Origin of the sequence: Terrimonas sp. (genome assembly GCF_003075435.1) — a bacterium.
Classification (GTDB): Bacteria; Bacteroidota; Bacteroidia; order Chitinophagales; family Chitinophagaceae; genus Agriterribacter.
In genome coordinates this window covers 36,928-63,643 of the sequence record NZ_QCZJ01000028.1, presented here as the reverse complement: position 1 = coordinate 63,643, position 26,716 = coordinate 36,928, and the positions used below count along the sequence as shown (strand labels likewise).

At 39.4% G+C, this 26,716-nt stretch carries 20 protein-coding genes; 10 read left to right on the top strand and 10 right to left on the bottom strand.

The genetic code is table 11. The features are described 5' to 3' along the window. Window positions 1-171: 171 nt before the first annotated feature. Together fumC and DC498_RS21760 are read right to left on the bottom strand one after the other, a co-directional pair. Window positions 172-1,569, bottom strand: a complete 1,398-nt coding sequence (gene fumC, locus DC498_RS21765) for a class II fumarate hydratase (protein ID WP_116876270.1) — start codon at window positions 1,567-1,569, stop codon at window positions 172-174. Between the two features lie 169 nt (window positions 1,570-1,738). Beyond that, the gene (locus DC498_RS21760; protein ID WP_116876269.1) at window positions 1,739-2,515 is read right to left on the bottom strand and encodes an enoyl-CoA hydratase/isomerase family protein; all 777 of its coding nucleotides are present in this window, start codon (window positions 2,513-2,515) and stop codon (window positions 1,739-1,741) included. Between the two features lie 13 nt (window positions 2,516-2,528). Here DC498_RS21760 and DC498_RS21755 point away from each other — a divergent pair, with 13 nt between their 5' ends. Together DC498_RS21755 and DC498_RS21750 are read left to right on the top strand one after the other, a co-directional pair. Next, complete coding sequence (locus DC498_RS21755; protein ID WP_116876268.1) at window positions 2,529-2,876, top strand: hypothetical protein; 348 nt, start codon at window positions 2,529-2,531, stop codon at window positions 2,874-2,876. A 77-nt stretch (window positions 2,877-2,953) separates the two neighbouring features. Further along, the gene (locus DC498_RS21750; RefSeq protein WP_116876267.1) at window positions 2,954-3,784 is read left to right on the top strand and encodes a glycosyltransferase family 2 protein; all 831 of its coding nucleotides are present in this window, start codon (window positions 2,954-2,956) and stop codon (window positions 3,782-3,784) included. 21 nt (window positions 3,785-3,805) lie between these two features. Here the strand turns inward: DC498_RS21750 and DC498_RS21745 are convergent, their stop codons facing one another. From DC498_RS21745 to DC498_RS21715, 7 genes are all read right to left on the bottom strand, one after another. Then, window positions 3,806-4,753, bottom strand: a complete 948-nt coding sequence (locus DC498_RS21745) for a hypothetical protein (protein WP_116876266.1) — start codon at window positions 4,751-4,753, stop codon at window positions 3,806-3,808. Window positions 4,754-4,903: 150 nt separating this feature from the next. Beyond that, window positions 4,904-7,321 carry a TonB-dependent receptor gene (locus DC498_RS21740; RefSeq protein ID WP_240628073.1) on the bottom strand — a complete coding sequence of 806 codons (2,418 nt, stop codon included), beginning with the start codon at window positions 7,319-7,321 and terminating at the stop codon, window positions 4,904-4,906. 118 nt (window positions 7,322-7,439) lie between these two features. Next, a complete protein-coding gene (locus tag DC498_RS21735) occupies window positions 7,440-7,787 on the bottom strand; it encodes a hypothetical protein (RefSeq protein ID WP_133176939.1) in 348 nt (115 codons plus the stop codon). A gap of 170 nt (window positions 7,788-7,957) precedes the next feature. Continuing rightward, on the bottom strand, window positions 7,958-9,328 hold the full coding sequence (locus tag DC498_RS21730) for a S41 family peptidase (protein WP_165813924.1): 1,371 nt from the start codon (window positions 9,326-9,328) through the stop codon (window positions 7,958-7,960). Window positions 9,329-9,463: 135 nt separating this feature from the next. Next, on the bottom strand, window positions 9,464-10,492 hold the full coding sequence (thiL, locus tag DC498_RS21725; RefSeq protein WP_116876262.1) for a thiamine-phosphate kinase: 1,029 nt from the start codon (window positions 10,490-10,492) through the stop codon (window positions 9,464-9,466). Between the two features lie 146 nt (window positions 10,493-10,638). Next, entirely contained in the window at window positions 10,639-11,076 is a 438-nt protein-coding gene (tnpA, locus tag DC498_RS21720; RefSeq protein WP_116876261.1) for an IS200/IS605 family transposase, read from the bottom strand. A gap of 105 nt (window positions 11,077-11,181) precedes the next feature. Beyond that, the gene (locus DC498_RS21715) at window positions 11,182-11,955 is read right to left on the bottom strand and encodes an inositol monophosphatase family protein (RefSeq protein WP_116876260.1); all 774 of its coding nucleotides are present in this window, start codon (window positions 11,953-11,955) and stop codon (window positions 11,182-11,184) included. A 17-nt stretch (window positions 11,956-11,972) separates the two neighbouring features. Here DC498_RS21715 and DC498_RS21710 point away from each other — a divergent pair, with 17 nt between their 5' ends. Beyond that, window positions 11,973-13,250 carry a glycosyltransferase family 2 protein gene (locus tag DC498_RS21710; RefSeq protein WP_133176938.1) on the top strand — a complete coding sequence of 426 codons (1,278 nt, stop codon included), beginning with the start codon at window positions 11,973-11,975 and terminating at the stop codon, window positions 13,248-13,250. On the opposite strand, the gene DC498_RS21705 is transcribed toward DC498_RS21710, so the two are convergent. Next, window positions 13,229-16,138, bottom strand: a complete 2,910-nt coding sequence (locus DC498_RS21705) for a triple tyrosine motif-containing protein (protein ID WP_133176937.1) — start codon at window positions 16,136-16,138, stop codon at window positions 13,229-13,231. The genes DC498_RS21710 and DC498_RS21705 overlap by 22 nt on opposite strands. Window positions 16,139-16,301: 163 nt before the next feature. Between DC498_RS21705 and DC498_RS21700 the strand changes: the two genes are divergently transcribed. The 7 genes from DC498_RS21700 to DC498_RS21670 all read left to right on the top strand — a co-directional run bounded on the left by DC498_RS21700 (window position 16,302) and on the right by DC498_RS21670 (window position 26,705). Then, the gene (locus DC498_RS21700) at window positions 16,302-19,418 is read left to right on the top strand and encodes a SusC/RagA family TonB-linked outer membrane protein (protein WP_116876257.1); all 3,117 of its coding nucleotides are present in this window, start codon (window positions 16,302-16,304) and stop codon (window positions 19,416-19,418) included. Between the two features lie 17 nt (window positions 19,419-19,435). After that, on the top strand, window positions 19,436-20,950 hold the full coding sequence (locus DC498_RS21695) for a RagB/SusD family nutrient uptake outer membrane protein (RefSeq protein ID WP_116876256.1): 1,515 nt from the start codon (window positions 19,436-19,438) through the stop codon (window positions 20,948-20,950). A gap of 16 nt (window positions 20,951-20,966) precedes the next feature. Further along, window positions 20,967-22,070, top strand: coding sequence for a PKD domain-containing protein (locus DC498_RS21690; RefSeq protein ID WP_116876255.1), 1,104 nt, complete (start codon window positions 20,967-20,969; stop codon window positions 22,068-22,070). 11 nt (window positions 22,071-22,081) lie between these two features. Beyond that, window positions 22,082-23,020, top strand: coding sequence for a hypothetical protein (locus tag DC498_RS21685; protein WP_116876254.1), 939 nt, complete (start codon window positions 22,082-22,084; stop codon window positions 23,018-23,020). Between the two features lie 142 nt (window positions 23,021-23,162). Continuing rightward, the gene (locus DC498_RS21680) at window positions 23,163-24,362 is read left to right on the top strand and encodes a family 16 glycosylhydrolase (protein ID WP_116876253.1); all 1,200 of its coding nucleotides are present in this window, start codon (window positions 23,163-23,165) and stop codon (window positions 24,360-24,362) included. A 46-nt stretch (window positions 24,363-24,408) separates the two neighbouring features. Further along, window positions 24,409-25,221 (top strand): glycoside hydrolase family 16 protein, encoded by an 813-nt coding sequence (locus DC498_RS21675; RefSeq protein WP_116876252.1) that lies wholly within the window; start codon window positions 24,409-24,411, stop codon window positions 25,219-25,221. A gap of 26 nt (window positions 25,222-25,247) precedes the next feature. Then, window positions 25,248-26,705, top strand: a complete 1,458-nt coding sequence (locus DC498_RS21670; RefSeq protein WP_116876251.1) for a glycoside hydrolase family 30 protein — start codon at window positions 25,248-25,250, stop codon at window positions 26,703-26,705. Window positions 26,706-26,716: the final 11 nt, after the last annotated feature.

Genomic DNA, 26,716 nt, shown 5'->3' with positions numbered 1-26,716 from the left:
TCTAACTCTCTGACTACTTTTTGCTTAAAGCTAATACTATACCGGATCACCGTTTGGACATCTCTTGTCATGGTATTACAGATTTTTTTGTTCTTAAATCTGTCTACTTATGCTAGGACAAGACATAGTGTTTTGTTTTCTGGTGTTAATTAATAGCTGATTGCTGACTGCTCATAGCTGTCCCACCATATCTTTCGCCTGAACCCATTCGTCAAATTGCTCCGGGGTAACATAGCCAAGTTTAACTGCCATTTCCTTTAAAGTCGTTCCTTCTTTATGTGCTTTCTGTGCAATTTCAGCGGCCTTATAATAACCGATTTTTGTATTGAGCGCTGTTACAAGCATTAAAGAATTATCTACATGCTTTTTAATATTGGCTTCTATAGGTTCAATTCCTACAGCGCATTTATCATTAAAGCTCACACAACCATCTCCTATCAGCCTTGCACTGTGCAGGAAGTTATAAATCATCACCGGTTTAAATACATTCAATTCAAAATGACCGGTAGCACCGCCAATATTAATTGCCACATCATTCCCTAATACCTGTGCGGCTATCATGGTTAATGCCTCGCATTGTGTAGGGTTTACTTTTCCCGGCATAATAGAAGAGCCTGGTTCATTGTCGGGTATAAATAATTCGCCAATACCACTGCGTGGGCCGGATGACAGCATGCGTATATCGTTCGCTATCTTCATTAAACTTACCGCAACGGTTTTTAAAGCCCCGTGCGATTCAACAATAGCATCATGCGCAGCCAGTGCTTCAAATTTATTGGCAGCGGTTATAAACGGCAATCCTGTAAGTGATGCGATATGCTTTGCCACATTTTCGGAATAGCCTTTAGGCGTATTAATACCTGTTCCCACGGCAGTTCCTCCCAGTGCCAGTTCGCTTAAATGGGGCAATGTGTTTTTGATTGCCTTAATGCCATGATCAAGCTGGGACACATAACCACTGAACTCCTGCCCGACAGTAAGTGGCGTTGCATCCATAAAATGCGTACGGCCAATTTTTACTACATGCATGAATTGTTTACTTTTTTCTGCCAGTGTATTGCGCAGCTTTTCTATACCGGGTATAGTAACTTCAAGCAGAATTTTATATGCTGCTATATGCATGGCAGTGGGAAAAGTATCGTTGCTGGATTGTGATTTATTTACATCGTCATTGGGATGAAGAAATTTTTCTTTATCTGTTAAGCTGCCGCCATTTAATACATGACCACGGTATGCCACGACCTCATTTACATTCATATTGCTTTGTGTGCCGCTGCCGGTTTGCCAAACTACCAAAGGAAAATAATCATCTAATTTGCCGGCAAGAATTTCATCACATACTTTCCCGATCAAATCGGACTTTTCTTTAGGTAAAACGCCGGCTTCAAAATTAGTGAGGGCAGCCGCTTTTTTCAGATAAGCAAATGCGCGGATAATTTCCTTAGGCATGCGGTTTATGTCCTGCGCAATTTTAAAGTTGTCAACACTGCGTTGTGTTTGCGCTCCGTAATAAGCATCAACGGGAACTCTCACCTCTCCCATCGTATCTTTTTCTATTCTGTAATCCATAATCGTTATTTAAGATAAATGTATTGTATGAATAATATGCTGTTAAATCAATTGCCGCTACCAGGAAAAAACAATATTTAAACCATTAAGAAGTGAAGGCAATTAAGCCACTCCTTCACCCTAAACCCCAAACCATAAACCATAAACCTCAAACCTTCCACCTTTCCCTCTACCTTCCTCTAAAAGCAGGCTTTCTTTTTTCCATAAATGCAGCGGCGCCTTCTTTGGCATCTTCTGTGTTAAACAATTCGCCAAAAGTATCTATTTCAATACCATATCCATCAAGCTGCTCATCAAATACTGCATTTACCGCTTTAATTGCGCCAGCAACTGCAAGCGGCGCTTTGCTGTTAATGATCTCTAATATGCCAATGGCTTTCTTGAGCAGTTCTTCGGGAGCAACCACATAATTAACCAGTCCATACTGCAAAGCAGTATGGGCATCAATCAGGTTGCCTGATAATATCATTTCCATTGCCCTGCCTTTACCTGCCAGTTGCGTGAGCCTTTGTGTGCCACCGTATCCGGGTATCAATCCCAGGTTTACTTCCGGTTGCCCGAATTTTGCATTATTGCCTGCTACCCTGAAATGACATGCCATTGCGAGTTCACAACCACCACCTAATGCAAAGCCGTTTACTGCCGCAATAACAGGTTTGGGCGAATTTTCAATTTTATTGAAAACATTCTCCTGTCCTTTTTGCGCAAGCGCTTTGCCACCATTTGCATCAAGTGCCGTAAACTCACTGATATCTGCACCTGCAACAAAAGCCTTTTCACCGCTGCCGGTGATGACAGCCGATTTAATGTCAGGGTTATTGTATACATCATCAATCGCTGCGCTCAACTCTTCAATTACCTGTTTATTCAGCGCATTGAGCTTATCCGTACGATTAATAGTGATGATGAGTATTTGACTTTGAAATGAAAGAGACAATGTTTTCATTGCAACAGTTTTTATGCCTGCAGTATGGCAGGCTGATTATCTTTTAGCTGATCGCAAAAGTACAACACCAGGGGGTCTTTTGAAGGTTTTATTGTATCTTTTAGTGCTCTTTTTAGTACCATACACAGCTAAAAGTATTTTTCTGATAAAGAAATTAATTATAGCCGGTATTATATCATTTCTCTTTTCAGGATTTGCTTTTGTGCATACTCATCCAATTGAAACCGGTGCAGATAATACACTGAAATACTTCAACACTCACATACCTGTACTTATTAACGCCGCAAAAACATCGGGTCGTTTTGAGATAGAGGAACCAACTATTGACCGGGTTGTAAAACATGGGAATATCTTACATTAAATGATACAGCAATAGATATTAATTTGCAGCAAAAATCGTATCTCCCTTTTTAATTCACCTCAAGCCATTAATAAAACATGCTGAGTATTATTACAGCCGTTCATAACCAACTGGCCATGAATAAAATCTTTCTTAAAACCTTAAAGGAATATACCCATAACACCTTTGAGCTGATCATTATTGATAATAATTCTACAGATGGCAGCAGGGAATTCTTTGAGGAAAACGGGGCCATTGTTATAGCAAATGAGGGCAACTACAGTTATCCTTACTGTCAAAACCAGGGTATAAAAAAAGCAGGGTACGATATTTTTTTATTTTTCAACAATGATATTATTGTTTCCCCGGGCTGGGATATGCATTTATTGAATGTGCTTGGAAAAGACAATTACGATGTAGTAAGCTTTGCATCTCCTGACAGATGCGGTAATTTGAAAGAAACAAAAACACAGGGCAGAACATGGAACCGTATAAAATATCCTATACTCCGGTTATTAGGGAGCTCAGAAACGGCATTGTGGATGATGTTTAAGTTAAGATACCGGAACTGGAAATCTTTTTGCGAAAACATGTTCAAAAAATATGCATACCAGATGAGCGAAGGATTTTCCGGTTCTGTAATTGCAATGAACAGGTCCGGGCTTGAAAAAGCCGGATATTGGGATGAAAGAATGCAGGATGCTGATTTTGATTTGTATATGCGAAGCAGAAAAAGAAACGAGGAGTTTGGCGACCTGAAAGTGCTAAGTATTATATCAGGCGTATATATACACCATTTTGGAAGACTTACGCTGAAATCGCGAAAGAAACCGCGGGTGTTTTCCGATGCTAAAAATTTAATATCATTTGAAAGCAAATGGAAAATAACCATGCGTTATGTTTCGCAGCAATTCATTAAGCAGGTATAGCGAATTGTTACGCCGTATTACTTATTTTTTAAGCAGGTTATAATTTTTAAAAGTAAATATTTTCTCTCCTCCTAATATATTTTCTTCAATAAAAGTAAGCATCCTGTTTTTCCATTTTTCATGTTTATGGATTACCCTGTTCTCATTATGCTTTGCATTATCAAGATTTTCCTGCCAGTTAAACTTAGCTATCATTGATTGCATTACAGCAGGATGTGTTCCCTTAAAAAAATTCAGCGCATCTAAGTTCCCATAATCAAATTCAGGAACTTTATATTTCATGAACAGATGAGCGTTTTCTTTTCCTTTATAGTCAGAAACAAAAGATGAATATTTTTTCTGCATCATCTGCGGTGGCCGTACCCACCCATAATGAAAAACAGGTGCGCCTGCATTAGCTACATTCAGCTTGTACGTATTCTCTTTCTGATCATAATCCTTATTGTTAAAACCTGGTATCCTTCTGAATGATTGCGCGTCCCTCCAGGAATGAATACCGGGGTTATTACGGATAATCCTGATCTCTTTTGCATACCATGCATGTGACTTTATATAATGTTGGTAATCTCCCCAAAAATGCAGGTAATCAAATATGAGCCCTTCCACTTCTGTATCATTAAATAAAGTCTCACAACGCTCTTTTATTACAGGCAGGGAATCTTCGTGTATCACTTCATCGCTTTGAAGATAAAAAAGCCAGTCTCCGCTGCATGCATTTTTGGCAATATCTGTTTGGTGGGCATATTCAGTACCGTTAGGATATGCCTTTGTATCCCATTCGGTATGAATGATCTTTATCTTATCTGACCCTATGCTCTCAATCTCCTGTAATGTAAAATCATCCTCGTCACAATTGCCAAGGGCTATTACAAACTCATCTACCAATGGCAGAATCGATTGAACAGATGCTTTAACAGGGTAATAAAGCTTGGTGGCATTTCTCACCATACTAAAGCCGCTTATTTTCATAGCTGGATATATTAATTATTAATAACCCGCAAAATAAGTATTTAAAGCAATGCCGGTTGAGTGTATGTCAAAAAACCTGTAAGGTTAGCAGCGGTAAATAATTAGGGGTTCGAACCTTTGGAAGGTTCGGACCCCTGTCGCCTGAGGCTCTTAAAACTGCAATGGTATATTCACCTTCACACTAAAATTCCTGCCCATATTAAATACCCCCATTCTGCCCGTAGCATTATTTTCAGCAGTATACTTTAACCTGCTTAAATGGTTTTGATAAGCTACATCGGTTAAATTATTGCCAGTAAGAATTATTGTAAAAAGCGTTTTGTTTTTTCCGGATATGTCAGCGCTTATACCAGCATTCAGCAAAGCATAACCTGTGGTGGGTGTTTCCGTATTATAGGTAGTAAAAGCATGATTTTGCTTAAAGGTATTATCCAGCTCCGCGCTTAAAGCAAGATTGCGTATTGTTTTTCCTTTCTTTAAAAATTCTCCCCTCAGTTGTGTTATCAGCCTTGCAGCGGGTATAAACGGAATATTTCTTACGCCTTCAATGGGCTGATCAAAAACTCCCCTTACATAAGAAAAAGTATTTTCAAAATGCAGCCAGTCTAATGGGTGCGGATGTATATCAACATTCAGTTCCACACCATACAATGTTGCTTTTGCCTGGCTGAATTTAAACGCTGTAATATCTTCTCCATCTGCATTCACCAGCGAGTCGCCGCCATGTACACTTTCCAGCTTCCTGTAAAAAATAAAGTTGTTGATATTGTTTAAAAAACCGGTAGCGCTGACAGACAGGTGCTCATTGTCAAAATCAATACTTCCATCAAACTGCAGGCTGGTTTCAGATTTCAGATTGTTATCACCATATTCATACCTGTTTGTTCCCTCGTGTGTTCCGTTAGATGCCAATTCCGCTATGGCAGGAGCCCTGAAACCCCTGGCAATATTAAGTTTTAGTGTAAGCGTTTTGGTAGCCTCATAACTTATACCGGCACTACCGGAAATATTGCTGAAAGATTTCTCAAAGCCTTCAAATTTTGATTCTCCGTTTTCTGAGAAAGCTTTCGAATTAAGGTTTCTGTTGTCTAAACGCAGCCCACCGCTTAAAGTAAACCTGTTGAAATTTTTTTGAGCATACACAAATATACCTGCATCAAAAAGGTTGTATTCAGGTATCAGCACTTCTTCCGCCTTGTTTTTATTGCTTTGCTGCATACCATTAACCCCGATGGTTGTTTTCCAGTCGTTAATATCCGGCAAATGAAACTGCAGGTTGTAGGTAAATGTATTCAGGTCAAAAAATAATTCCGGTGTTGTTGGTTCAAGTATATCTCCAAATTCCTTTCTTTTATTATCCTGGTAGCCAATATGAATATCCAGTTTTCCCTCGCCTATGTTAACCCTGTTATCCAGCGCTACTTTAAAGTGCTGTATATGCTGATATGGAATGCCTGGCTTTGTTCCTTTAAAATCATCTTTTCCGGCTATAGCTTCTTCTGCCTCGCCATTTACCTCAACGGGCTTTATAAATTGCCCTGTAATCTCATCTCTTTCTCCTTCTATCAGACCTGGTTTCTGATCAAAGCTGCTCACTATAATATGGCTGTAGCCCCATGAGCCGTTATACCCAATATATCCGCCGAAATTCTTTTCATTGAATTTTGAATTCAATACACGTCCGTCATATTTATTTTTATAATCTTCAGCGCCTTTGTAAGAGCCGTATACATTCCAGTTAAAACCATTTTTATTGCCAGCCAGGTTTGCGCCAACACCGCGCAGGTGATTATTGGTTTGATAATTACTGATGATATTACCCCTGATGGTTCCTTCGGGCACAGGAACGTTGGTTAAAATATTGATCACGCCTGCCATCGCATCACTGCCATATATAAGCGAAGCAGGGCCTTTCAGAACCTCCACTTTGCTTACACTGTATTCATCAATTTCAATACCATGCTCATCGCCCCATTGCTGGCCTTCCTGCCGTATACCATCATTCAATATTACAACCCGGTTATATCCCAAACCCCGTATCATTGGTTTTGATATAGACGGACCTGTTGTTAACTGGGCAACACCCGGTGTTTTGCTGATGGCATCAATAAGATTGGTGGATGTTGCCTGCGTAAGTTCTGTTCTGCTGATGATATCAACCGGTGTAGGTGTTCTCTTTAATTTGGTAGCCGTTGATACACCTGTTACGGTTATACCTTCATTTTCCCGGACAGCAGGAGATAATGCAAAATCCTTCTGCAAATCTCCGTTGAGTATTATATGTTCTGTTATACTGTTATAGCCAACTGATGAAACTTCTAAAAGGTATGAGCCAGAAGATATGCTCCTGATAAGATACTCGCCTTTGCTGTTGGTCACAGCACCGGTTTTGGCATCTGCAAAATATAGGGAAGCGCCCTGTATCGGTTCGCCGGTAAGCGCATCAGTAACTTTACCTGATATGGACACTTTAGCATCAATGCCCGATGCATCTGTATTGGCAAAAATAAAAGACGGCATTAAAAAAGCCAGTATCGCAAACAGCGATAAACTATAGTAATGTTTCAATGTAATAATTGTTTAATGTAAATTGATAGTTGCCTGAAGCGGCAAGCAGCAATCATCATTTGTGGTATGAGTATAAAGAAGGGGATGGCAAATTACCATCCCGCCTGTATCAACATTTCTATGCAAGCGAAGGCGGGCCCCTTAAAAAAACATGAAAATTTTCAGTATGATGAAGTTCCAACCGGTAAGGAATCGTATGGCATTGATTCCCTGTTATACTGTACTGCTGTGTATATTCCGGCAGATCAAAAACTTTCTCTACCTGTATCGTACATGCCCAGCAAAAACGCTCCTGGTTTCCCAAATGCGACTTGTGGTGGCAAAAGCCATCCTTGCTTTCTTTTTCAATACATGCAATACCTGTATTATGCGTGTGGAAAAGTTCAAAAGGCAGTTGGGTAGCAGCAAAGCTCAGCAACAAAAAGAGTGCTGTATAAAAACGATATTTTTGTTTCTGCCGCGTCACTTTTCAAATTGAAAGACGAAGTTAATTTAAAAAATGAAACAATGATGCATTTTTTATGTTTTCCATGTACGTTCAGTCATAAACTATAACCAAGCGTGAGCTTGCCTGGCATTGCCGGAATCGCAAAGTGAGAGATAAAAAGATATAGAATAGCTCTGAAGCAATAATCTTTATTGCCTGTTTATATTATTATTGATTATTTCCAGCACTTTTTTCATTTTGCCATCTACATTATTTCGAATATTTTCTACTGTTGGCGGTATAAAAACATCGGGCATTACACCCCTGCCGTCTTTTGCTCCATGCTGATACTGAACTATCCTGAATAATGGAAGTCTTACTTTCATTTTTGTATACGGAAGTACTACATCCGGGATGCGTATACCACTGTTGCCATATGCGCCTCCCCCGGCCTCTTCACCTAACAGGGTAACATTCTGCTGACCCTTAACAGCATGGGCAAACAATGTTGATGCTGAAAAGGTAGGTCCGCTGATTAAAATATATACCTGTCCTTTATAATGGTTTTTTATGCGGGGATGAAAGGTATGCTTCTCCCAATACCGGAAATGATATTCACCGTCATCTCCTTTTTTGGAAACAAATAACAATATCAGCGAATTCAGTAAACCCTCTTTAAAATACTTTTTATGTTTACCGAGCCCGTTTGTGTTAGTAATCATCGTGTCACAAACTTTAAAGTCTGTATCTCTTACGTATTTTGTAAGAGCGGTATAGTTACTTACATTGCCGCCGCCATTATTCCTGATATCAATAATAAGATTAGGGATTTTATTTTTTCTTAATTGCCTGAAGCTTCTTTTAAAAAAGGATGGTAATCTTCCGCCGGTAAAACTATTAAGCGTCATTACAGCATACTGATTTGCAGTATCCCGTGTAAAAGAACGTATGTTTTCCCACTTTTGAGGCTTGTGTTTTGGATCAACCTGCCTGGTACGGGCCTGCACTATTCTTTTTGAAATACTATCTGTAGAGGGATCATATACAGGTATCATAGTTGTTTGCTCTATACCGGCGCTATCAATATATTGTACTTCATAGGTTGATGATAAGCCTATGATATTACGATGGTAATAAGGAAAAGCTCCGCTTAATCTTATATAATTTACATTTTCAGAATAACCATCAGAAGGCATAAACCGGAACATGGTATCTGTAAGCTGTTTTTCAGACATTCCATTAATCCGGGTTATGATAGTACCAGGTTTAAGTATGCTGTCTTTCTTATTAAGATTCAGTGTTAAAACCATAGTATCCTGCCATATTTTCATATAAAGCGGAATCGATAGGTGAGGATGCTCCCTTATTTGCCTGCTATAAGCAGAAGGATAGCTGAAACTGGTATGCCCGCAGCGGATTTTTTCGGTCAAAGGCGCTATTACCGAAAACCCGAATTGCTGCCTGGTCATAGAATCGGTGATGGAATTATAATATCTGTCAAAAAAATAATTCATGCTGTCTTTAGGCGTGTACCAATATAATGCAGGATGAAACTTTTCGAGTAATTCACGCAGGATCATATAATCCTTTCTTAAATTGTCCGCAGCAAATTTTCTTGAAGGTGTATACAGTTTTTTAGAACAACTTGTATTGGAACAAATGACTAACAGCAATAATATTGAGAAAAAGAATTGCCTCATTATCTTACATCAATATTATTTTAGCGGGTTCCATCCTTGTGCTGTTACAGGGTGTTTTTTATCAGACTTTGTTATAATATTACATCCTTCTGCAGCTTCCGTAATATAGCCTATCACGCTTATTTGTTCATTCAGTACCAGCTTATCATATTCCTCCTGCTTTATTGTAAAAAGCAGTTCATAATCCTCGCCGCCACTCAAAGCACAGGCTGTAGGATCAAGCCCGAGCTTAAAGGCAAATTCACGCGATTGATCTGCCACAGGTATCTTTTCCTCATATAGAACGCAGCCGGTTTCACTTTGTTTGCAAATGTGTAAAATTTCACTGCTTAAACCATCGCTGATATCCATCATACTGGTTGGTACAATATTGTTTTTTTGAAAAAAATCAATAATATCTTTTCTTGCCTCGGGCTTTAATAGCCTCCGCAAAATATAATCCTGCTCTTCAAGATCGGGTTGTACTCCAGGGCTTTCCAAAAATATTTTTTTTTCTCTTTCCATTAATAATAAACCGAGATATGCAGCCCCCAGGTCGCCGCTCACACATATTAAATCGCCTTTTTTGGCGCCATCACGTTTAACAAATTTATCTGGAGCGACTTCACCAATAGCAGTTATACTAATTACAAATCCTTTTGCCGATGTTGTAGTGTCTCCACCAATAAGATCAACATTATATCTTTCACAGGCAGCATAAACGCCTTCGTAGAATTCATCAAGCGCCTCCACGCTGAAACGGTTGCTTACACCAATGCTTATGGTTATTTGTGTTGGTATGGCATTCATAGCATACACATCACTCAGGTTAACTATCACACTTTTATACCCAAGATGATTGAGCGGGGTGTATACAAGGTCAAAGTGTACTCCCTCAATCAGCAGGTCTGTTGTCACAACTATCTGCTTACCAAAATGATCCAGCACTGCAGCATCATCGCCAACACTTACTATAGTTGAGGCATGACGGGTTTCATTATTTCTGGTTAAATGATCTATTAATCCGAACTCGCCAAGCGAAGCTATTTCTGTACGTGATGGCATATTGTGTATTTATAAAAAATGAATGGGTTGCTATGGAAAATATATAATGGATATAAAATATATAATGGGCTAAAGCCCATTTCTATTCATATCATATTGAATTGTGCCCCAAGTGCTGAATTGCCTCCGGATTTATCAGGAGTGCCTTAGTCATTAAATTTTTCAAATCCATATTTGCTGATAAATTCATCATATTCCTGCTGAAATGATTTTTTTGCGTGATGCTCTTCCTGGTATTTGATATAGGTTCTTACTTTGTTTAGCATTGATTCGGAAACAGATACAGCAAAATATTCATCCTGCCACTCAAATGCCTCTTTTGTCAGATTGTTTTTGTTTATCCAGTATGCAGATTCTCCTTTAACCAATTGCATTACTTTTTGGATAGTTTGATCTGCTCCCATTGATACTAAACAATGACAATGATCAGAATAACCATTTATGAAATCTATAAAAATACCTTTTTCTTTTGCATTTTCCCTCATATGACTCCATACCCAAAAACGCACATCTTTTGAATCCAAAAAGGGGTACCTGTTTTTAGTACTCCACACAAAATGGATATGTACTTTTACGAATGGCATTATTTCATATTTTAGTTGGTTAGCGAAAGAGTATTCAGGATAAAATTAAAGAAAATGGAATATTTCCCCGGATTGGATTGCCTCCGGATTCATCCGGAGAAAAAATTATTTTCTTCCATTAATATAATCAAGCAAGTCTGCATGGATTTTTCCATTGGTTGCCACTATATGCGGCTGGTAAGGGGAATACGGATGATCTGCAAAATCAGTTACTTTCCCTCCCGCTTCTTCTACTATTAAAAATCCGGCGGCACTATCCCATGCATTCAGCTTGTGTTCGTAAAAACCATCAAATCTTCCCATTGCCACCCAGCAAAGGTCAATTGCGGCTGAGCCAAGCCGGCGAACCGGAATACCCTTACGTATAAGCTTATCAAATACTACCAGTGGCCCATTGGGTTGATCGAGATAGGTATACGGAAAACCTGTAACCAGGCAGGAATGATCGACTTCAGTTTTTGAGCTGACGTGTATGGCGTTATCATTCAACGTTGCTCCTTTTCCTTTTTCTGCAAAGAACAATTCATGTAGAAATGGATTATACACTGCGCCTAATATCATTTTACCTTCATGCTCTACAGCTATACTTACACAGCAAAGTGGTATACCATTGGCAAAATTGATAGTCCCGTCTATGGGATCAATAATCCATTTATAAGAAGAATCCATTACAATTTCGCCTGATTCCTCGCTGAGGATAAAATGGTCAGGATAATTTTTCTGAATAATTTCAAAAATGGCTTTCTCGCACGCATGATCCACTTCTGTTACCAGGTTATTCAATCCTTCTTTATTGGAGATCTTAAAAGAAGTGTTTATGGAATCACGCATGACAGCACCGGCTTTTTCCGTAGCCTGCAGTAAAATATTTTTCAACATGGCGCAAAGATAGGGACTTGAAAAAATACCTCGCTAAATCCACCTTCAAACACTATTTTGCAGCAATTATATTCTCAATGGTGCTATCGGTAATTATTGTTAACTATAACGTAAAGTATTTTCTTGAGCAATGCCTCCTTTCAGTATATAAAGCGGGTAGCAATATTGATATGGAGGTTATTGTGGTTGATAATAATTCAACAGATGGAAGCACAGCGTACATTCAACGAAAGTTCCCTAGAGCAGGATACCATGTTATAAAAGAAAATCTTGGCTTTGCAAAGGCTTGTAACTATGGACTGCAACTATCGCAGGGAACACATATTTTATTTTTAAACCCCGATACTATTCTCCCGGAAGACAGTCTTGAAAAATGCATTCAATTTTTAGATAACCACACTGATGCAGGTGCATTGGGCGTGCGCATGCTGGATGGCTCCGGCAATTTTTTAAAAGAAAGCAAAAGAGGGAAACCTTCATTAACAACAACTTTTTTTAAGCTCACAGGGCTATCTTCTTTATTTCCAAGATCGGCTTTTTTTGCAAAATATTATCTCACCAATATTGGAGAATATCAAACCAGTGCAGTTGATATACTACCTGGCGCGTTTATGATGATCAAAAAAAATGTGCTTGATATAACGGGAAGTTTTGATGAAGTATTTTTTATGTATGGTGAAGATATAGATCTGAGTTACCGGATACAACAAGCCGGCTTTAAAAATTATTATTTGCCGGAAGTAAGCATTATACATTTTAAAGGCGAAAGCACGCAAAAAGAAAGCTTTCGCTATGTGTACACTTTTTATAAAGCGATGAGCATTTTTGTAAGTAAACATTATAAAGGAAGTAAAGGAGCCATTTACCGTTTTATGATTAACGCCGCCATTTTACTCAGATACCTTTTAAGTATTATCAATAAAATAATAAGCAAAATAATTCTGGTTATTAAACGATTAATATTTCCGGGGAAACAAAACGGATTACTTCATACTGCCGGTCCCCTGGTATTAACCGGTTCACCCGAAACAATTGCAAATGCAGAAAGCATTGTGAAGGATGCTGGTTTCAGCGTAATTATGCCGGAGGAAGAAACAACCCGAACTACAAAACAGACATATACAGTTGTGTATTGCGAAGGCGAAAGAATGTCGTTTGGGCAAATTATAAAACAACTTGATGAAACCAACCCCTGCAACGCGATGATTTATGCCCGGGGAAGTACAAGCATTGTTGGAAGCCCCGGCAGGAATAAAAGGGGAGAAACCATTTCCTATCCGGGCTCACCCTTTTGATGAATATCATTCAAAAAATCATTCAAAGTTTGCTTGGCAGGTATCTGTAATTTTTTTCTTAACCGGTACCTGCTTATCTCAACGCCTCTTACGGAGATATTCATCAGTTGTGCAATTTCTTTTGAAGCCAGTTTTAATTGCAGGTAAGCGCACACTTTTAAATCTGTACTGGTAAGAAGCGGAAACCGCTTTTTAAGCTTTTTTATAAAATCATTATTGATCTCATCAAAATGCACGGCAAACTGCTCCCAGTTAGCATCGTTCTTTTCAATTTCATCTACCAATTGAATTACACGTTTTACATCAAGGCTTCCCCCTGTTTTCTTTTGCAATCTTTGTAATTCATCTTTTACTTTTACCAGGGCATCTGTTCTTTCTACGAGGTGAAGACTTACATCTGCCAGCTCTTTATTCTTATAAATTACTTCATTAATAAGTTTTTCATTCTGAAGCTTTATAATTTCTTTCTCATTTTTTTCAACTTCAAGCTGATGAATATATCTTAATCTTTTTTGCTCTTCTTCAAATTTTTGCAATTGCCTGTCGAGCTGCCGCTGTTGCCATTTATATCCTGTATACCCCAGTCCAACCAACAGTAAAACATATGCAGCATAGGTCCAGGGCGTTTTATACCAGGGGTGGTTAATCACAAAACTATAACTTACTTCAGATGATTGATTGCCAAAATTATCGAGCGCTTTAACTTTAAAAGTATAACTGCCTTCCGGTAAATTAGTATAATCCTTTTCTGTTTTAAAAGTGGGTATTGACCATTGCTGATCATATCCCTTTAGCTGGTAACTGTATGATATATTATTGGATAGTCCGTAAGCCGGAGAGCTAAACTCAAAATGAAATGAATTGTCCGCATCATTAAAATGCAGGAGTTTGTTTTCTTTATTTGTATTAAAGGAATCTACCGATGCATTAAAAAAGCCATTATAAATTACACTGTCTTTCTTGCTCGTTAGTTTAACTTGGGTGATCAAAATATTAGGAACTACGTTGCTAGCTATATATTTTTTATAATTAAGATGAACAATACCGGTGTTGGAAGCAATAAATATATTTTCGCTGTTGTATGGATATATACTTTCAAAACCCGAAAGTATTTTTCCTTCAAGCTCCTGAAAATATATAAGCTGCGGGCGTTCATTTTTATAGCTTACCACCCCCATTTTCTTTCCTGAACAAAACCAGATATTTCCGTCTTCATCTTCATTGAGGTATTGTATGGTGAGCTCTCCAAAAAGGTTATACAGCAAATGAGATTTCACAAACCTGTTCTGTTGCTCATCAAACTCATAAATGCCTTTTTCTGTTGCAAACACAATATTGTTCTTAACCCTGAAAACATTATTCCTGAATGTAGATGGCAGGCCTTCCTTTTCTGTATATAATGAATAAGTGAATGATTTTTTATCAGGCGACAATATGATTTTGTATATACCACGATAGGGGTGCGATGCCCAGATCACATTGCTGTTATCTATAGCTAAAAACCTGAGTGACTCATACATCCCTTTTATTTCTCCTGCATTAACGAAATCATTATGCTTAAAATCCAGCATGGTTAACCCCGCATAGGTTCCAACCAATACGTTTTGCGAAGGATATATAGATGACAAAGGCATAAAAAGCCAGGATCCGCTTTCTCCTGTAATTTTTTTTGCCTTGTTTTTACTGATAAGGAAACTTCCGTTGTGATGTCCCATCAGTAACTGTCCGTTTACTTCATCAAAACGCCAAACCTGACCATTGCTGTTTTCAATCTTCTGAAAAATGCCTTTTGAAAAACTTAGGTCCCTGGCTGTTACAGAAAGGGGTGCTACATAAGCACCATCTGATGTACCTATATACAATTGATCATTAAAGATCTTTATGGAATAACCCGATAATTCTTCCGGCGCCTGTGGTTTTATGTATTTAATGGGAGCGTTATAACCTATAAAACTAATCCCATTATCAAGACCGAGCCATAAATTTTGCTGCCTGTCGATAAAAGCACAAAGCACATTATTATTCTGGAGCCCTTCAGCCCTGGTTATTTTTTGCACTACCGCTCCTGCAGCATTCAGTATTACACAGCCTTGTGAGGTAGTGCCTGCTACAAATTCATTATTATTTATCCGTTCAAAGCAATAAATATGGCTTTTAATAAACTCACCGTCAAGTGAAGTCATTTTTCGGGTAAGCCTGCCTTTATAATATGTATATAACCCATCTCCCAGGGTGCTTATCAAAAGACTATCTTCTCCCAATGATGCCATCCCGGTAATTTCGAAAGCAGGAGTTTCAGCATCTTTAAGCAATGGCTGCCATTTTCCACCAGTAAATTCAAATATGCCGTTTTTCTTGTCCTGCGCTATCAACCTGTCGCCTATTTTTTTTAGTATATGCCAGCCGCTGAGCGCGCTATGCCCGTAAATGGCATTGCCTTTATATTCAAAAATCCAGTTCCAGGTACGAAAAAAAACGGAGCCTTTAAAAATCTCAACTTCCCAAACATCGGTAAATTTTTCCTGTCCCTTTGGTAATAAGGGAATTAGCGAAGTGTATCGTAATACACCATGCTCATCCGGTGCAAAATATCCTATTTCATCCTGGCCGCCTGCATAAATTCTTTCACCATCCAGTGCAACTGATCGTAAAATAGTTTTATTAGGTTGTGCGTAGGTCTTCCAGTAACTGCCGTCATATATAAGCAAACCTTCATTGTTGGCAAAATACATCCTGCCGGATTTATCCTGCTTAATATCCCATGTTTGCGTACCGCCTTTATAAATGGTATTATTAAAATTTGCAACAAGTGGCAGCCCGATAGTGTTTTGGGCTGCAACATTAATGCTGAGCAACAGTATGGCGAGAGACAGAAGAAAAACTTTCACGCTGTAAATCTAAAAATTTCAGGAGATGTAAGGATGATGTATTTTGTAAATATTGATAATCAATTGATTAATATTTGATGATGTAGTTTTGATGTAGTATCTGCTGCTTTTTAGGAGCAAGAGCTGTTTACATTTGCTTTGCACTAAAACTAAATACTTGCATATGAAAAGACTTCGAAAAGGGGTGCTGCTCCCTATGCTTGTTCTGATCTCCTCCATCTCCTGGGCACAGAACAAAACTATTACAGGAAAAATCACAGATGAATTAAGTGAACCCATTGCAGGAGCAACGGTAATTGTTAAGGGTTCAAAAACCGGAACCACTACCAACGAAACAGGAGTATTTACACTTTCTGTACCTGCTTCAGCCAAAATACTTATTGTTAGTTCGGTAGGTTTTGGCTCCAAAGAAGTAACAATTACCGGCGATATTATAAATGTGACGCTTGAAAAGATGGCTAACGCCAATCTTGAAGAAGTGGTAGTAGTTGGATATGGTACGCAAAAGAAAAAGGTAGTTACCGGCTCTATTTCAAGTGTAAAAGCAAAAGATCTTGAAAACGTTCCCAACGGGAGGATTGAACAATCTTTGCAGGGTCGCGTTTCAGGCGTAACTATTTTGCAAAACTCCGGTCAGCCGGGTTCAAATTCAACCATTCGTGTAAGAGGCGTTACTACATTTGGCGATGGTGGAAACAACCCACTCTGGGTAGTTGACGGCGTGGTGGTAGATGCCGGCGGTATCGGGTATCTTAATCAATCGGATATCGAATCAATAGAAGTATTGAAAGATGCGGCTTCCGCAGCCATATATGGTACACGTGCTGCAACGGGAGTTATTCTTGTAACTACAAAAAAAGGTAAGGCAGGCAAGATGACGGTTGCTTATAACGGATTTTACGGTCAGTCAGCACCAGCCAAAGTGCTGAATCTGCTTAATGCCACCCAGTATGCTACATTACTTAATGAAAGATCTGTAGCAGGTGGCGGAGACATAATGTTTACTGATGTGGCGTCTTTAGGTAAAGGGACTGATTGGCAGAAAGCTATATTTAATAACAAAGCGCCACGTTCTTCAAATGAAATAAGTCTGAGCGGCGGTAACGACAGATCAACTTATTTTGTTTCAGCCGGTATTCTTAACCAGGATGGTATTGTTGCAACAGATATTTCTAAATATTCAAGAAAGAATATCCGCCTTAACTCAACGCACAAAATATCTTCTGTTTTCACTTTTGGACAAACATTGGGTTATAGTCACCAAAAGGGTATTGGACTTGGCAATACAAACAGTGAATTTGGAGGGCCCTTAAGTTCTGCAATCAACCTCGATCCCATCACACCCCTGGTTGTTACTGACCCAACAGCAGCAAGTGCACCGCCATATAATTCCAACCCTGTGATCCGCGACGCAAATGGTAATCCTTATGGCATATCTTCCATTGTGGGACAGGAAATGACCAATCCTCTTGCTTATATACAAACAAGAATGGGTAATTATAGCTGGTCTGATGATATTGTGGGCAATGCCTACCTGGAAGCTGCTATCACAAAGGATTTGAAAGTAAGATCAACAATGGGCGCAAAGCTGGCCTATTGGGGCGGCGTTGGGTTTACGCCTTTATTTTATCTCAGCGCTACCAACAGTACCAATCAAAACAGTTATGGCAAAAGTGAGAACAAAGTGTTTAACTGGAATATAGAAAACACCATTACATATACGAAGCATTTAGGCGAACATAACTTTACTGTTTTACTCGGACAGGGATCTTATGTAGAGAGTATTGGTGGCGGTTCATCACTAACGCTTTTTAATTTACCTATAAGCAGCTATAAAGATGCCTCTTTTAGTTTTGATATTCCCCAGGCGAACCGGAATTCAGGTTCTTACGATGCCATACAACATAAACTCACCTCATTATTCGGACGTGTGAACTATGGTTATAAAGACAAATATCTCTTTACCGGTATATTAAGGCGCGATGGTTCATCCCGCTTTGGCTTGAATAATAAGTTCGGAATATTTCCTTCATTCTCTGCCGGCTGGGTAATTGACAAAGAAGATTTCTGGCAGGCAAACGACATTATCAGTTCATTAAAAATAAGAGGGGGCTATGGTGTTGTAGGTAACGATGCCATTGGAGATTTTGGTTATCTCTCTACCGTTGTAGGCGGTTATAATTATTCTGTGGGCAATAGCGGTGCTATTACAACAGGTTATGCACCAAGAACACTGGATAATCCAAATTTAAGATGGGAACAAACCTCACAGGCCAATATTGGTGTTGAAGCGCAATTGTTTAACACATTATCACTTACGGTTGATGTATATAAAAAGAAAACAACCGGTATTCTTCGTCCTATTACCATACCTGGTTATGTGGGGGTATCAAACCTGCCCAGTGGCAACGTAGCGGATATGGAAAATAGCGGTATTGAAGTAGAGTTAGGTTACCGCAAAAAATTCGGTGATTTTAATTTCTCAGCTTTTGGTAACGTAGCTTATCTGAAAAATGAAGTTACCTATGTAGCGGCTGATGCTGACTTTATATCAGGTGAAGCCGGATTTCAGTCGATGGGTAATGTTACAAGAATACAGGTTGGGCAATCCTACAATGCGTTTTATGGTTATAAAACAGCAGGTATATTTCAGAATGATGCACAGATCAATGACTATAAAAACTCATCAGGTATTCCTATTCAACCTGATGCACGCCCCGGAGATTTTCGCTGGGTTGATATGAATAATGACGGGCAGATCAATGAAGATGATAAAACATTTCTCGGATCAAATATTCCGAAGTATACATTCGGCTTAACTGTAAATCTTGATTATAAAGGTTTCGATTTTATGGCCTTTGCACAAGGTGCGGCAGGCAATAAAATTTTCCAGGGTTTGCGACGCCTTGATATAGGCAATGGCAATTATCCTACAATTGCCATGAGCCGCTGGACTGGCGAAGGAACCTCTGACAAATATCCAAGACTCGTAAGCAATGACCCCAATGGCAACTTCGGCAAGATGTCTGATTTCTATCTTGAAAAAGGAGATTACCTGAGACTTAAAATTGTACAGATTGGTTACTCACTGCCAAATAATCCATTCTTCACAAAAATCGGGTTAAGCAGGCTAAGGGTTTATATAACTGCAGAAAACCTGCTTACGCTCACTAACTATACCGGTTATGATCCTGAAGTTGGCGGCGGTGTATTTGGTATAGATAAAGGACAGTACCCACAGGCAAGATCATTTATTGGCGGTATACAGGTACAGTTTTAATCCTTAAAAAAATTAGTATGAAAAAGATTAAAATAAATTATTTAGTTCTTGCTTCAACTGCGCTGCTGCTGGTTACATCCTGTGGCAAAAGCTTTGTAACGGTTGAACCTAAAGGGCAATTTCTTACGGAAAATTATTATTCCAACAGCAACCAGGCTTACAGTGCTTTAATAAGTGTGTACGATGTGTTGCGTAAAAATTCCGGTGGTTTTGAAAACATGATCACTATGATGAATGCCGGGTCAGATGACCAGTATGCCGGTGGCGGTGGCGAAACGGATGGAGCAGGCATCCAGGGTTTTTCAAAATATACCCTCAATTCCAATATCGTTCCGGCAAGCTTCTGGAATGATCATTACCAGGGCATTTTCAGGGCAAATATTTTGCTTTCCAAGCTTCCTGAAACAGAGATGGATGCCGCTTTAAAGGCAAGGTTTGAAGCCGAAACAAAAGCATTACGCGCCATCTATTATTTTAACCTGGTGAGGATGTTTAAAAATATTCCGCTTACTACAGAGCCTTTAACTGCTGCTAATATGTATGAGGTTGAACAGGCTCCCGTAGCAGATGTTTATGCTCAAATTGAAAAGGACTTATCCGAAGCCATCAGCGTATTGCCCGCAACCGTTACTTTGGCAACTGAAACCGGAAGATTAACCAAAGGTGCTGCACAGGCAATGCTTGGCAAGGTATATTTATATGCTAATAAAAACGGAGAAGCGGCGGCTCAATTCCAGGAAGTAAATGGCACGCCCGGTCAAACAAGCCAATATGGGTATCGCTTATTAGATAAATTCAGCGATCTGTGGGTATTCACCAACAAATTCAATTCAGAATCCATTCTTGAATGCGTACATACCAACCAGTCAAACGCAGATTGGGGCTTTTGGGGAAGTGGAGCTGACGAAGGCAACTCTGTAAATATAATGGTGGGGCCAAGAAGTTATTCAAGACCGGCAGGTTCAACGGCACCTGATATACCATCAGGTTGGAGCTTTAATGTATTTACGGACGATTTTTATGAAGTTATTAAAAATGACCCGAGACGCGACGCTACTGTTTTTAATTTGAATGCTTTAAAAACTGCGGGGCAGGCTGATTATATAGCGGGCTACCAGAATACAGGATATTTTCTTAAGAAGTTTTTACCCGGAAGAGCAGATGTAAGAACTGGTGGCGGCGCCGTTGAATTAAACTATCAGCAGGATACTTATATCATCAGGCTTGCAGACACATACCTGATGGAAGCTGAAGCCTTGGGTGGCACCGGCACAAGAGCCCAGGCATTGCTTGATGCAGTACGTGCAAGAGTAGGGCTTGCGTCTGTGCCTGTTTCGCTGGATGCCATTAAAAAAGAACGCAGGTTAGAGTTGGCTGGAGAAGGGCACAGATTTTTTGACCTTGTGCGCTGGGGAGATGCAGCAAACGTATTAGGGAGCAGAGGTTTCCAGGCAGGAAGAAATGAAATATTTCCTATACCATTTATTGAACTGCAGGGCACCAAGCTTGTACAAAACCCTAACTACGAATAACCTTAAACTTTAAGCAATGAAAAAATTTCCAATCATATTCAGTATAAGTACGTTTATGCTTGTTGGTGTAGGGTGCAGTAAAATTGAGGGAATTGACGATGATCTGTCTTTTCTTAATTCTTCAAAAACGGCCAAACCCAACAGTATATTCGACATCAGCAATGATAATTCAGGCAATGTAAAAATTACACCTACTGCCGAAGGCGCTTCTTCCTTTGTAGTGAATTTTGGAGAAGGCACAGGAGCAGGCGCATCAGCGGTAGTATCACCCGGTAATAGTGTTACGCATGCATATCCCGAAGGTTCATACACTGTTACTATTGTAGCAAAAAGCCTCTCAGGAGAAGAAACTACGAATACCTATCCTTTGCAGGTTACATATCGTGCACCTGAAAATATAGAGATCACAACATCTTCAACTGTGCATGTATTAAAAGTAAAAGCTGCTGCACTATATGCAAAATCTTATATGGTATACTTTGGTGATGCAGCCAATGAAACAGGAACACCGCTTGCCGCCGGTGCTGAACTATCACATGAATATGCAAATGCCGGAACGTATACCGTAAAAGTAGTTGCCTTAAGTGGTGGCGCAGCAACTGCCGAAAATACAACCGAGGTAACCATTTACGATGCTTTTGGCTTACCCATAACATTTGAATCATCAGCAATTAATTATTTCTTCGGCACATTTGGCGACGGGCAACAGTTCCAGAAAGTAGCAAACCCGAGTGCCAGCGGTTTAAACACATCTGCAATGGTTGGTAAGTTTACGCGTGGCAACCAGGGCTGGAGCGGAACATACAGCCCGCTTGATAACCCTATTGATATGTCGGCAGGAAAAAAAATAAAAGTGCTCGCATATAATCCAAGCCCATCGCTGGTTGGTAAAAAATTAAATGTTGAGCTGGAAAATGGCAGCAGTATAAGCAATGGTATAGCTGTTCTGAAAACAGCCTTTACCACTTCAGGCGCATGGGAAGAATTAGTTTTTGATTTTGGTGCAATATCAGGCATACCTGCATCAGAAAAGTTCGGGCAATTGGTATTGCGTTTCAATGATGCTACCGATGGGGCCGGCGATGTTATATATGTTGACAATTTCAGATTAACCAATTAAACAATCAAAGTATGATACGCCATATAAAATATTATGCATGGGTAATGGCAACAATGCTGCTCATTGGCAGTTGCCAGAAAAAACAATATGAAATGGGCGAATTAACAGCGCCTGCAGATGTAGTTATCAGTACAGCTATTCTTGGTCAGGATGCCAGTCATCCGGATGGTGATGGTTCAGGTGATGTAACAATCTCGCTTACCGGTAAAAATGTGCTGGCTTATAAAATTGATTATAATGCAACAGATGGCATCAGTTTAACAAGCCTGCCAACCGGGAACATAACATATAAGTATACTTCTGTTGGTACCAATACTTATAGAATAACAGTAGTGGCTTATGGAGCAGGAGCAACGGCAACAACAGTTACCAAGGATATACAGGTAAGAAGTGATTTTACTCCCGATGAAACTATTGTAAACGACCTGGTTGGTACAGGCTCTAAAACCTGGAGAGTAGATAAAAGTATAGCAGGACATTTTGGTGTTGGCCCATGGAGTACTACTTCGGTTACGCCTGAGTGGTGGTCTGCTTCCGTAAATGAAAAAGTAGGATGTTGCAATTGTTTTTATACTGCTTCATTTACTTTTACCAAAGTTGAAGCTAACGGCACTTTTACATTAACGGTAGCAAGCCCTGATGGTGCATTTACAAAAACAGGTACACTTGCCGGAGGATTACCTGGCATTCCTGCTTCAGGCGATGAAGGTTGCTATAATTATTCAGGAGGAACTTCTTCCTTTTCTTTTGTGCCTTCAGGTTCTGGTATAGATGCGGCAACGCCATCAACCAAAACAGCTATTTCATTAGGCGGTAATAATACTTATATAGGATACGGTGCCTTATTAAAAGAATACGAAATACTTACAATATCCGAAACTGCTATGTACCTGCGCGCCCAGGGTACAGAAACAGGGAATGCCTGGTATATAAAATTAAAAGCTGATTAAAATATTCCTGAAAACCTATTTAATTTATCATCTTCATAAACAATAAGCTCAGCACAAACACTCTGTGCTTATTGTTACCCAAATTGTTTTATTTCTGTTATGCTGATGGTAGATAATAACAAACTTTGATAACTATATCCGCATGTTGAAAAAAGAATGCTTCAGCTTTTTATTGGTGGTTTGTTTTGCTATGAATATTTCGTGCAAAAAAGGTGGCAATGAACCGCCCCCGGTAGTTCCTGTTGTTAAGGTTGAAGATGCTTTACAGTTAAGAACAACTTCAGATGCGGTGCTATATTTTGTTATTACGCTTAATAAAACAACAACAGTTCCTGTATCTGTAGATTATACACTTGTTGATGGTTCTGCATCTGCTCCCGGAGACTATATAAAAAAATCAGGCACGATAACCATACCGGCTAATAATGCCCAGGTGCAATTGGATGTTGCAATAAAAGGCGACCCCGAAGATAACAGGGAAAATAATCTTGACTTCACACTTCAATTAAGTAATCCTGAAAATTGTACACTGGGTGTTACCTCTGCAATGGGGACTATTATAACAGAAAATGGAAAAAATCTCACAACAGATAATACAGGGTATACTACTCCATTAACTTACGCTGGTTATACACTCGCCTGGAGCGATGAATTTTCCGGCGAAATGCTTGATGCAGCAGCATGGAATTATGAGGTGGGTAACGGCTCAGGTGGGTGGGGTAATAATGAACTCGAATATTATACCAATAGCAACAAAAATGTTTTTCTATCTAATGGCAACCTGATTATTGAAGCAAGAAAAGAAAGCGTCACCGGCTTTAATTATTCTTCAGCAAGAATTACAACACAAAATAAAAAGACTTTTACACATGGAAGGATAGACATAAGAGCTAAACTGCCTGTAGCTAAAGGCATATGGCCTGCCTTGTGGATGCTGGGAGATAATATTTCCACCGTCGGATGGCCGGCATGTGGTGAAATAGATATCATGGAACTGGTAGGGCAGAATCCGTCTACCACATACGGAACGGCCCACTGGCAAAATGCTTTGGCAGCTCACAACTCTAAAAATGCCGGTTATAATTTAACATCAGGAAATTTTTCACAGCAGTTTCATGTTTTTTCTCTTGTATGGACGGGAAACAGTATGCAGTGGTATGTAGATGATAATCTGTTTTTAACCACAACAAAAGCAGAGGTTGGCGATGCCGTGTACCCGTTTAATAAACCACAATTTTTTATTTTCAATGTGGCTGTAGGCGGTGATTGGCCAGGTGCTCCCGATGGAACAACACAATTTCCACAACGCATGTTTGTAGATTATGTTCGTGTTTTCCAGTAGTACTTCAGCATATCTATTATGTAACACTACAAAATAATTAACTACTATGCACTTCATTTATATACTCTTCATAAGCCTTTGCATCGGATCGTTTTCGCATACGCAAAAGCAACAGCGCATTCCAGAAACAAAATGGAAGCTATCCTGGAGTGATGAGTTTGATTATAATGGTTTGCCTGACAGCACGAAATGGGGTTATGATGTTGGCGGACATGGTTGGGGAAATAATGAATTGCAGTATTATACAAAAGCATCTTCCGAAAATGTTGAAGTAAGTAATGGCACATTAAAGCTTAAAGCGGTCTCTAAAAAAACAGGCAGTAATAAATATACTTCCGCACGGCTGGTTACAAAAGACAAAGCGCATTTTACTTACGGCAAAATTGAAATGCGTGCCAAGCTACCCGCCGGGCGTGGCTTGTGGCCTGCCTTCTGGATGCTTGGTACAAATATTAATAAAGTAGACTGGCCGGAATGCGGAGAGATTGATATTATGGAACATGTTGGTTTTGAAAAAGATTCTGTATTCGGCACAATTCACTCAAAGTCTTACAACCATATTATCAACACGCAAAAAACACGCAAGGCGTTTGTTGCAGATCCTTATAATACGTATCATGTTTATTCAGTGGACTGGACACCAGAGCAAATGGATTTTTATGTTGACGGTATTTTGTTTAATCATGTAGTAAACGAACACAAAACCGTTGCAGAATGGCCTTTTGACCTGCCATTTTATATTATTCTTAATATAGCAGTTGGTGGTAACCTTGGTGGTAAATACGGGCTTGATGAAACCGTTTTTCCCGCGGTAATGGAAGTAGATTATGTACGCGTATATACCCCGGAAAAAATTTAAATATTTTAATTTTATTACACATTATTATGACGAGTATAAAAAAACGTATTACACGATATGCATTGCTGTTGATGACGGTAATCGTGATAATATTATTGAGTTGTAAGCAAAAGGAAACTGAGCATACACCCCCGGTTGTAAACCCTCCCGCAGTAAATGAAGTGGATTTCTGGCTTACCAAATCAGATGAAACAGTGAAGCTGCAAAAACAAACAGGCATTCTTGCTTTTGGCACTCCTGTAAACCAATACCCGGTAATAGAGGTAAATGAAGGCACAACATATCAAACCATTGATGGTTTTGGGTACACCCTTACCGGTGGAAGCGCCGATGTAATCAACTCATTAAATACAGCAAAGAAGCAGGAGCTGCTACAGGAATTATTTGGATCAGGAGAAAACGCCATTGCTGTAAGCTACTTACGGCTAAGTATAGGCGCTTCAGATTTAAATGCTGTCCCTTTCACGTACAATGATATTGCAGAAGGACAAACAGATATCAATCTTGAACATTTCACCCTTGCAAAAGATACGGTTAACCTTCTTCCTTTGCTTAAAGAAATACTCGCCATTAATCCTGCTATTAAAATTATTGCAACCCCCTGGTCGCCGCCGGTATGGATGAAGGATAATAATAGCTTTGTTGGCGGAAGTTTACAGCCCCAATATTATGCAGTATATGCACTGTATTTTGTTAAGTATATACAAGCTATGAAGGCTGAGGGCATTACGATAGATGCTATCACACCACAAAACGAGCCTTTGCATCCGGGTAATAATCCAAGCTTGTTAATGACGGCGGATCAGCAGGCTGATTTTATAAAAAATCACCTAGGCCCTACATTTCAAAAAGCCGGCATCAATACAAAAATTGTTATCTACGATCATAATTGCGACAAACCTGATTACCCGATCTCTATTTTAAATGATGCCGCTACAAAACAATATATCAACGGTTCTGCATTTCATTTATATGCCGGTGATATCAGTGCTTTGTCCACTGTAAGAAACGCGCATCCTGATAAAGCCCTTTATTTCACAGAACAGTATACTGCTTCCGCAGGTGGATTTGGCGGTGATTTGAACTGGCATGTAAAAAATGTAATAATAGGTTCAATGCGTAACTGGAGCCGTAATGCGCTTGAATGGAATCTTGCCAATGATGCCAGCTTCGGTCCGCATACTGATGGCGGATGTACAACTTGCAAAGGAGCAATTACAATAGAAACAGGCAGCACGTATACTAAAAATGTTGCTTTCTATATTATCGCACATGCTTCAAAATTTGTGCCTGCTAATTCAACAAGAATAGAGAGTACAATACCCGGCGGACTAAATAATGTTGCTTTTAAAACACCCGGTGGAAAGAAAGTATTAATTGTCCAAAATGATGGAGCGAATGCCATTGTATTTAATATTAAATACAATGGCAAATGGGTAGTTGCTTCGCTGGATAAAGGCGCCATTGGAACGTTTGTGTGGTAAATGACTTAAAC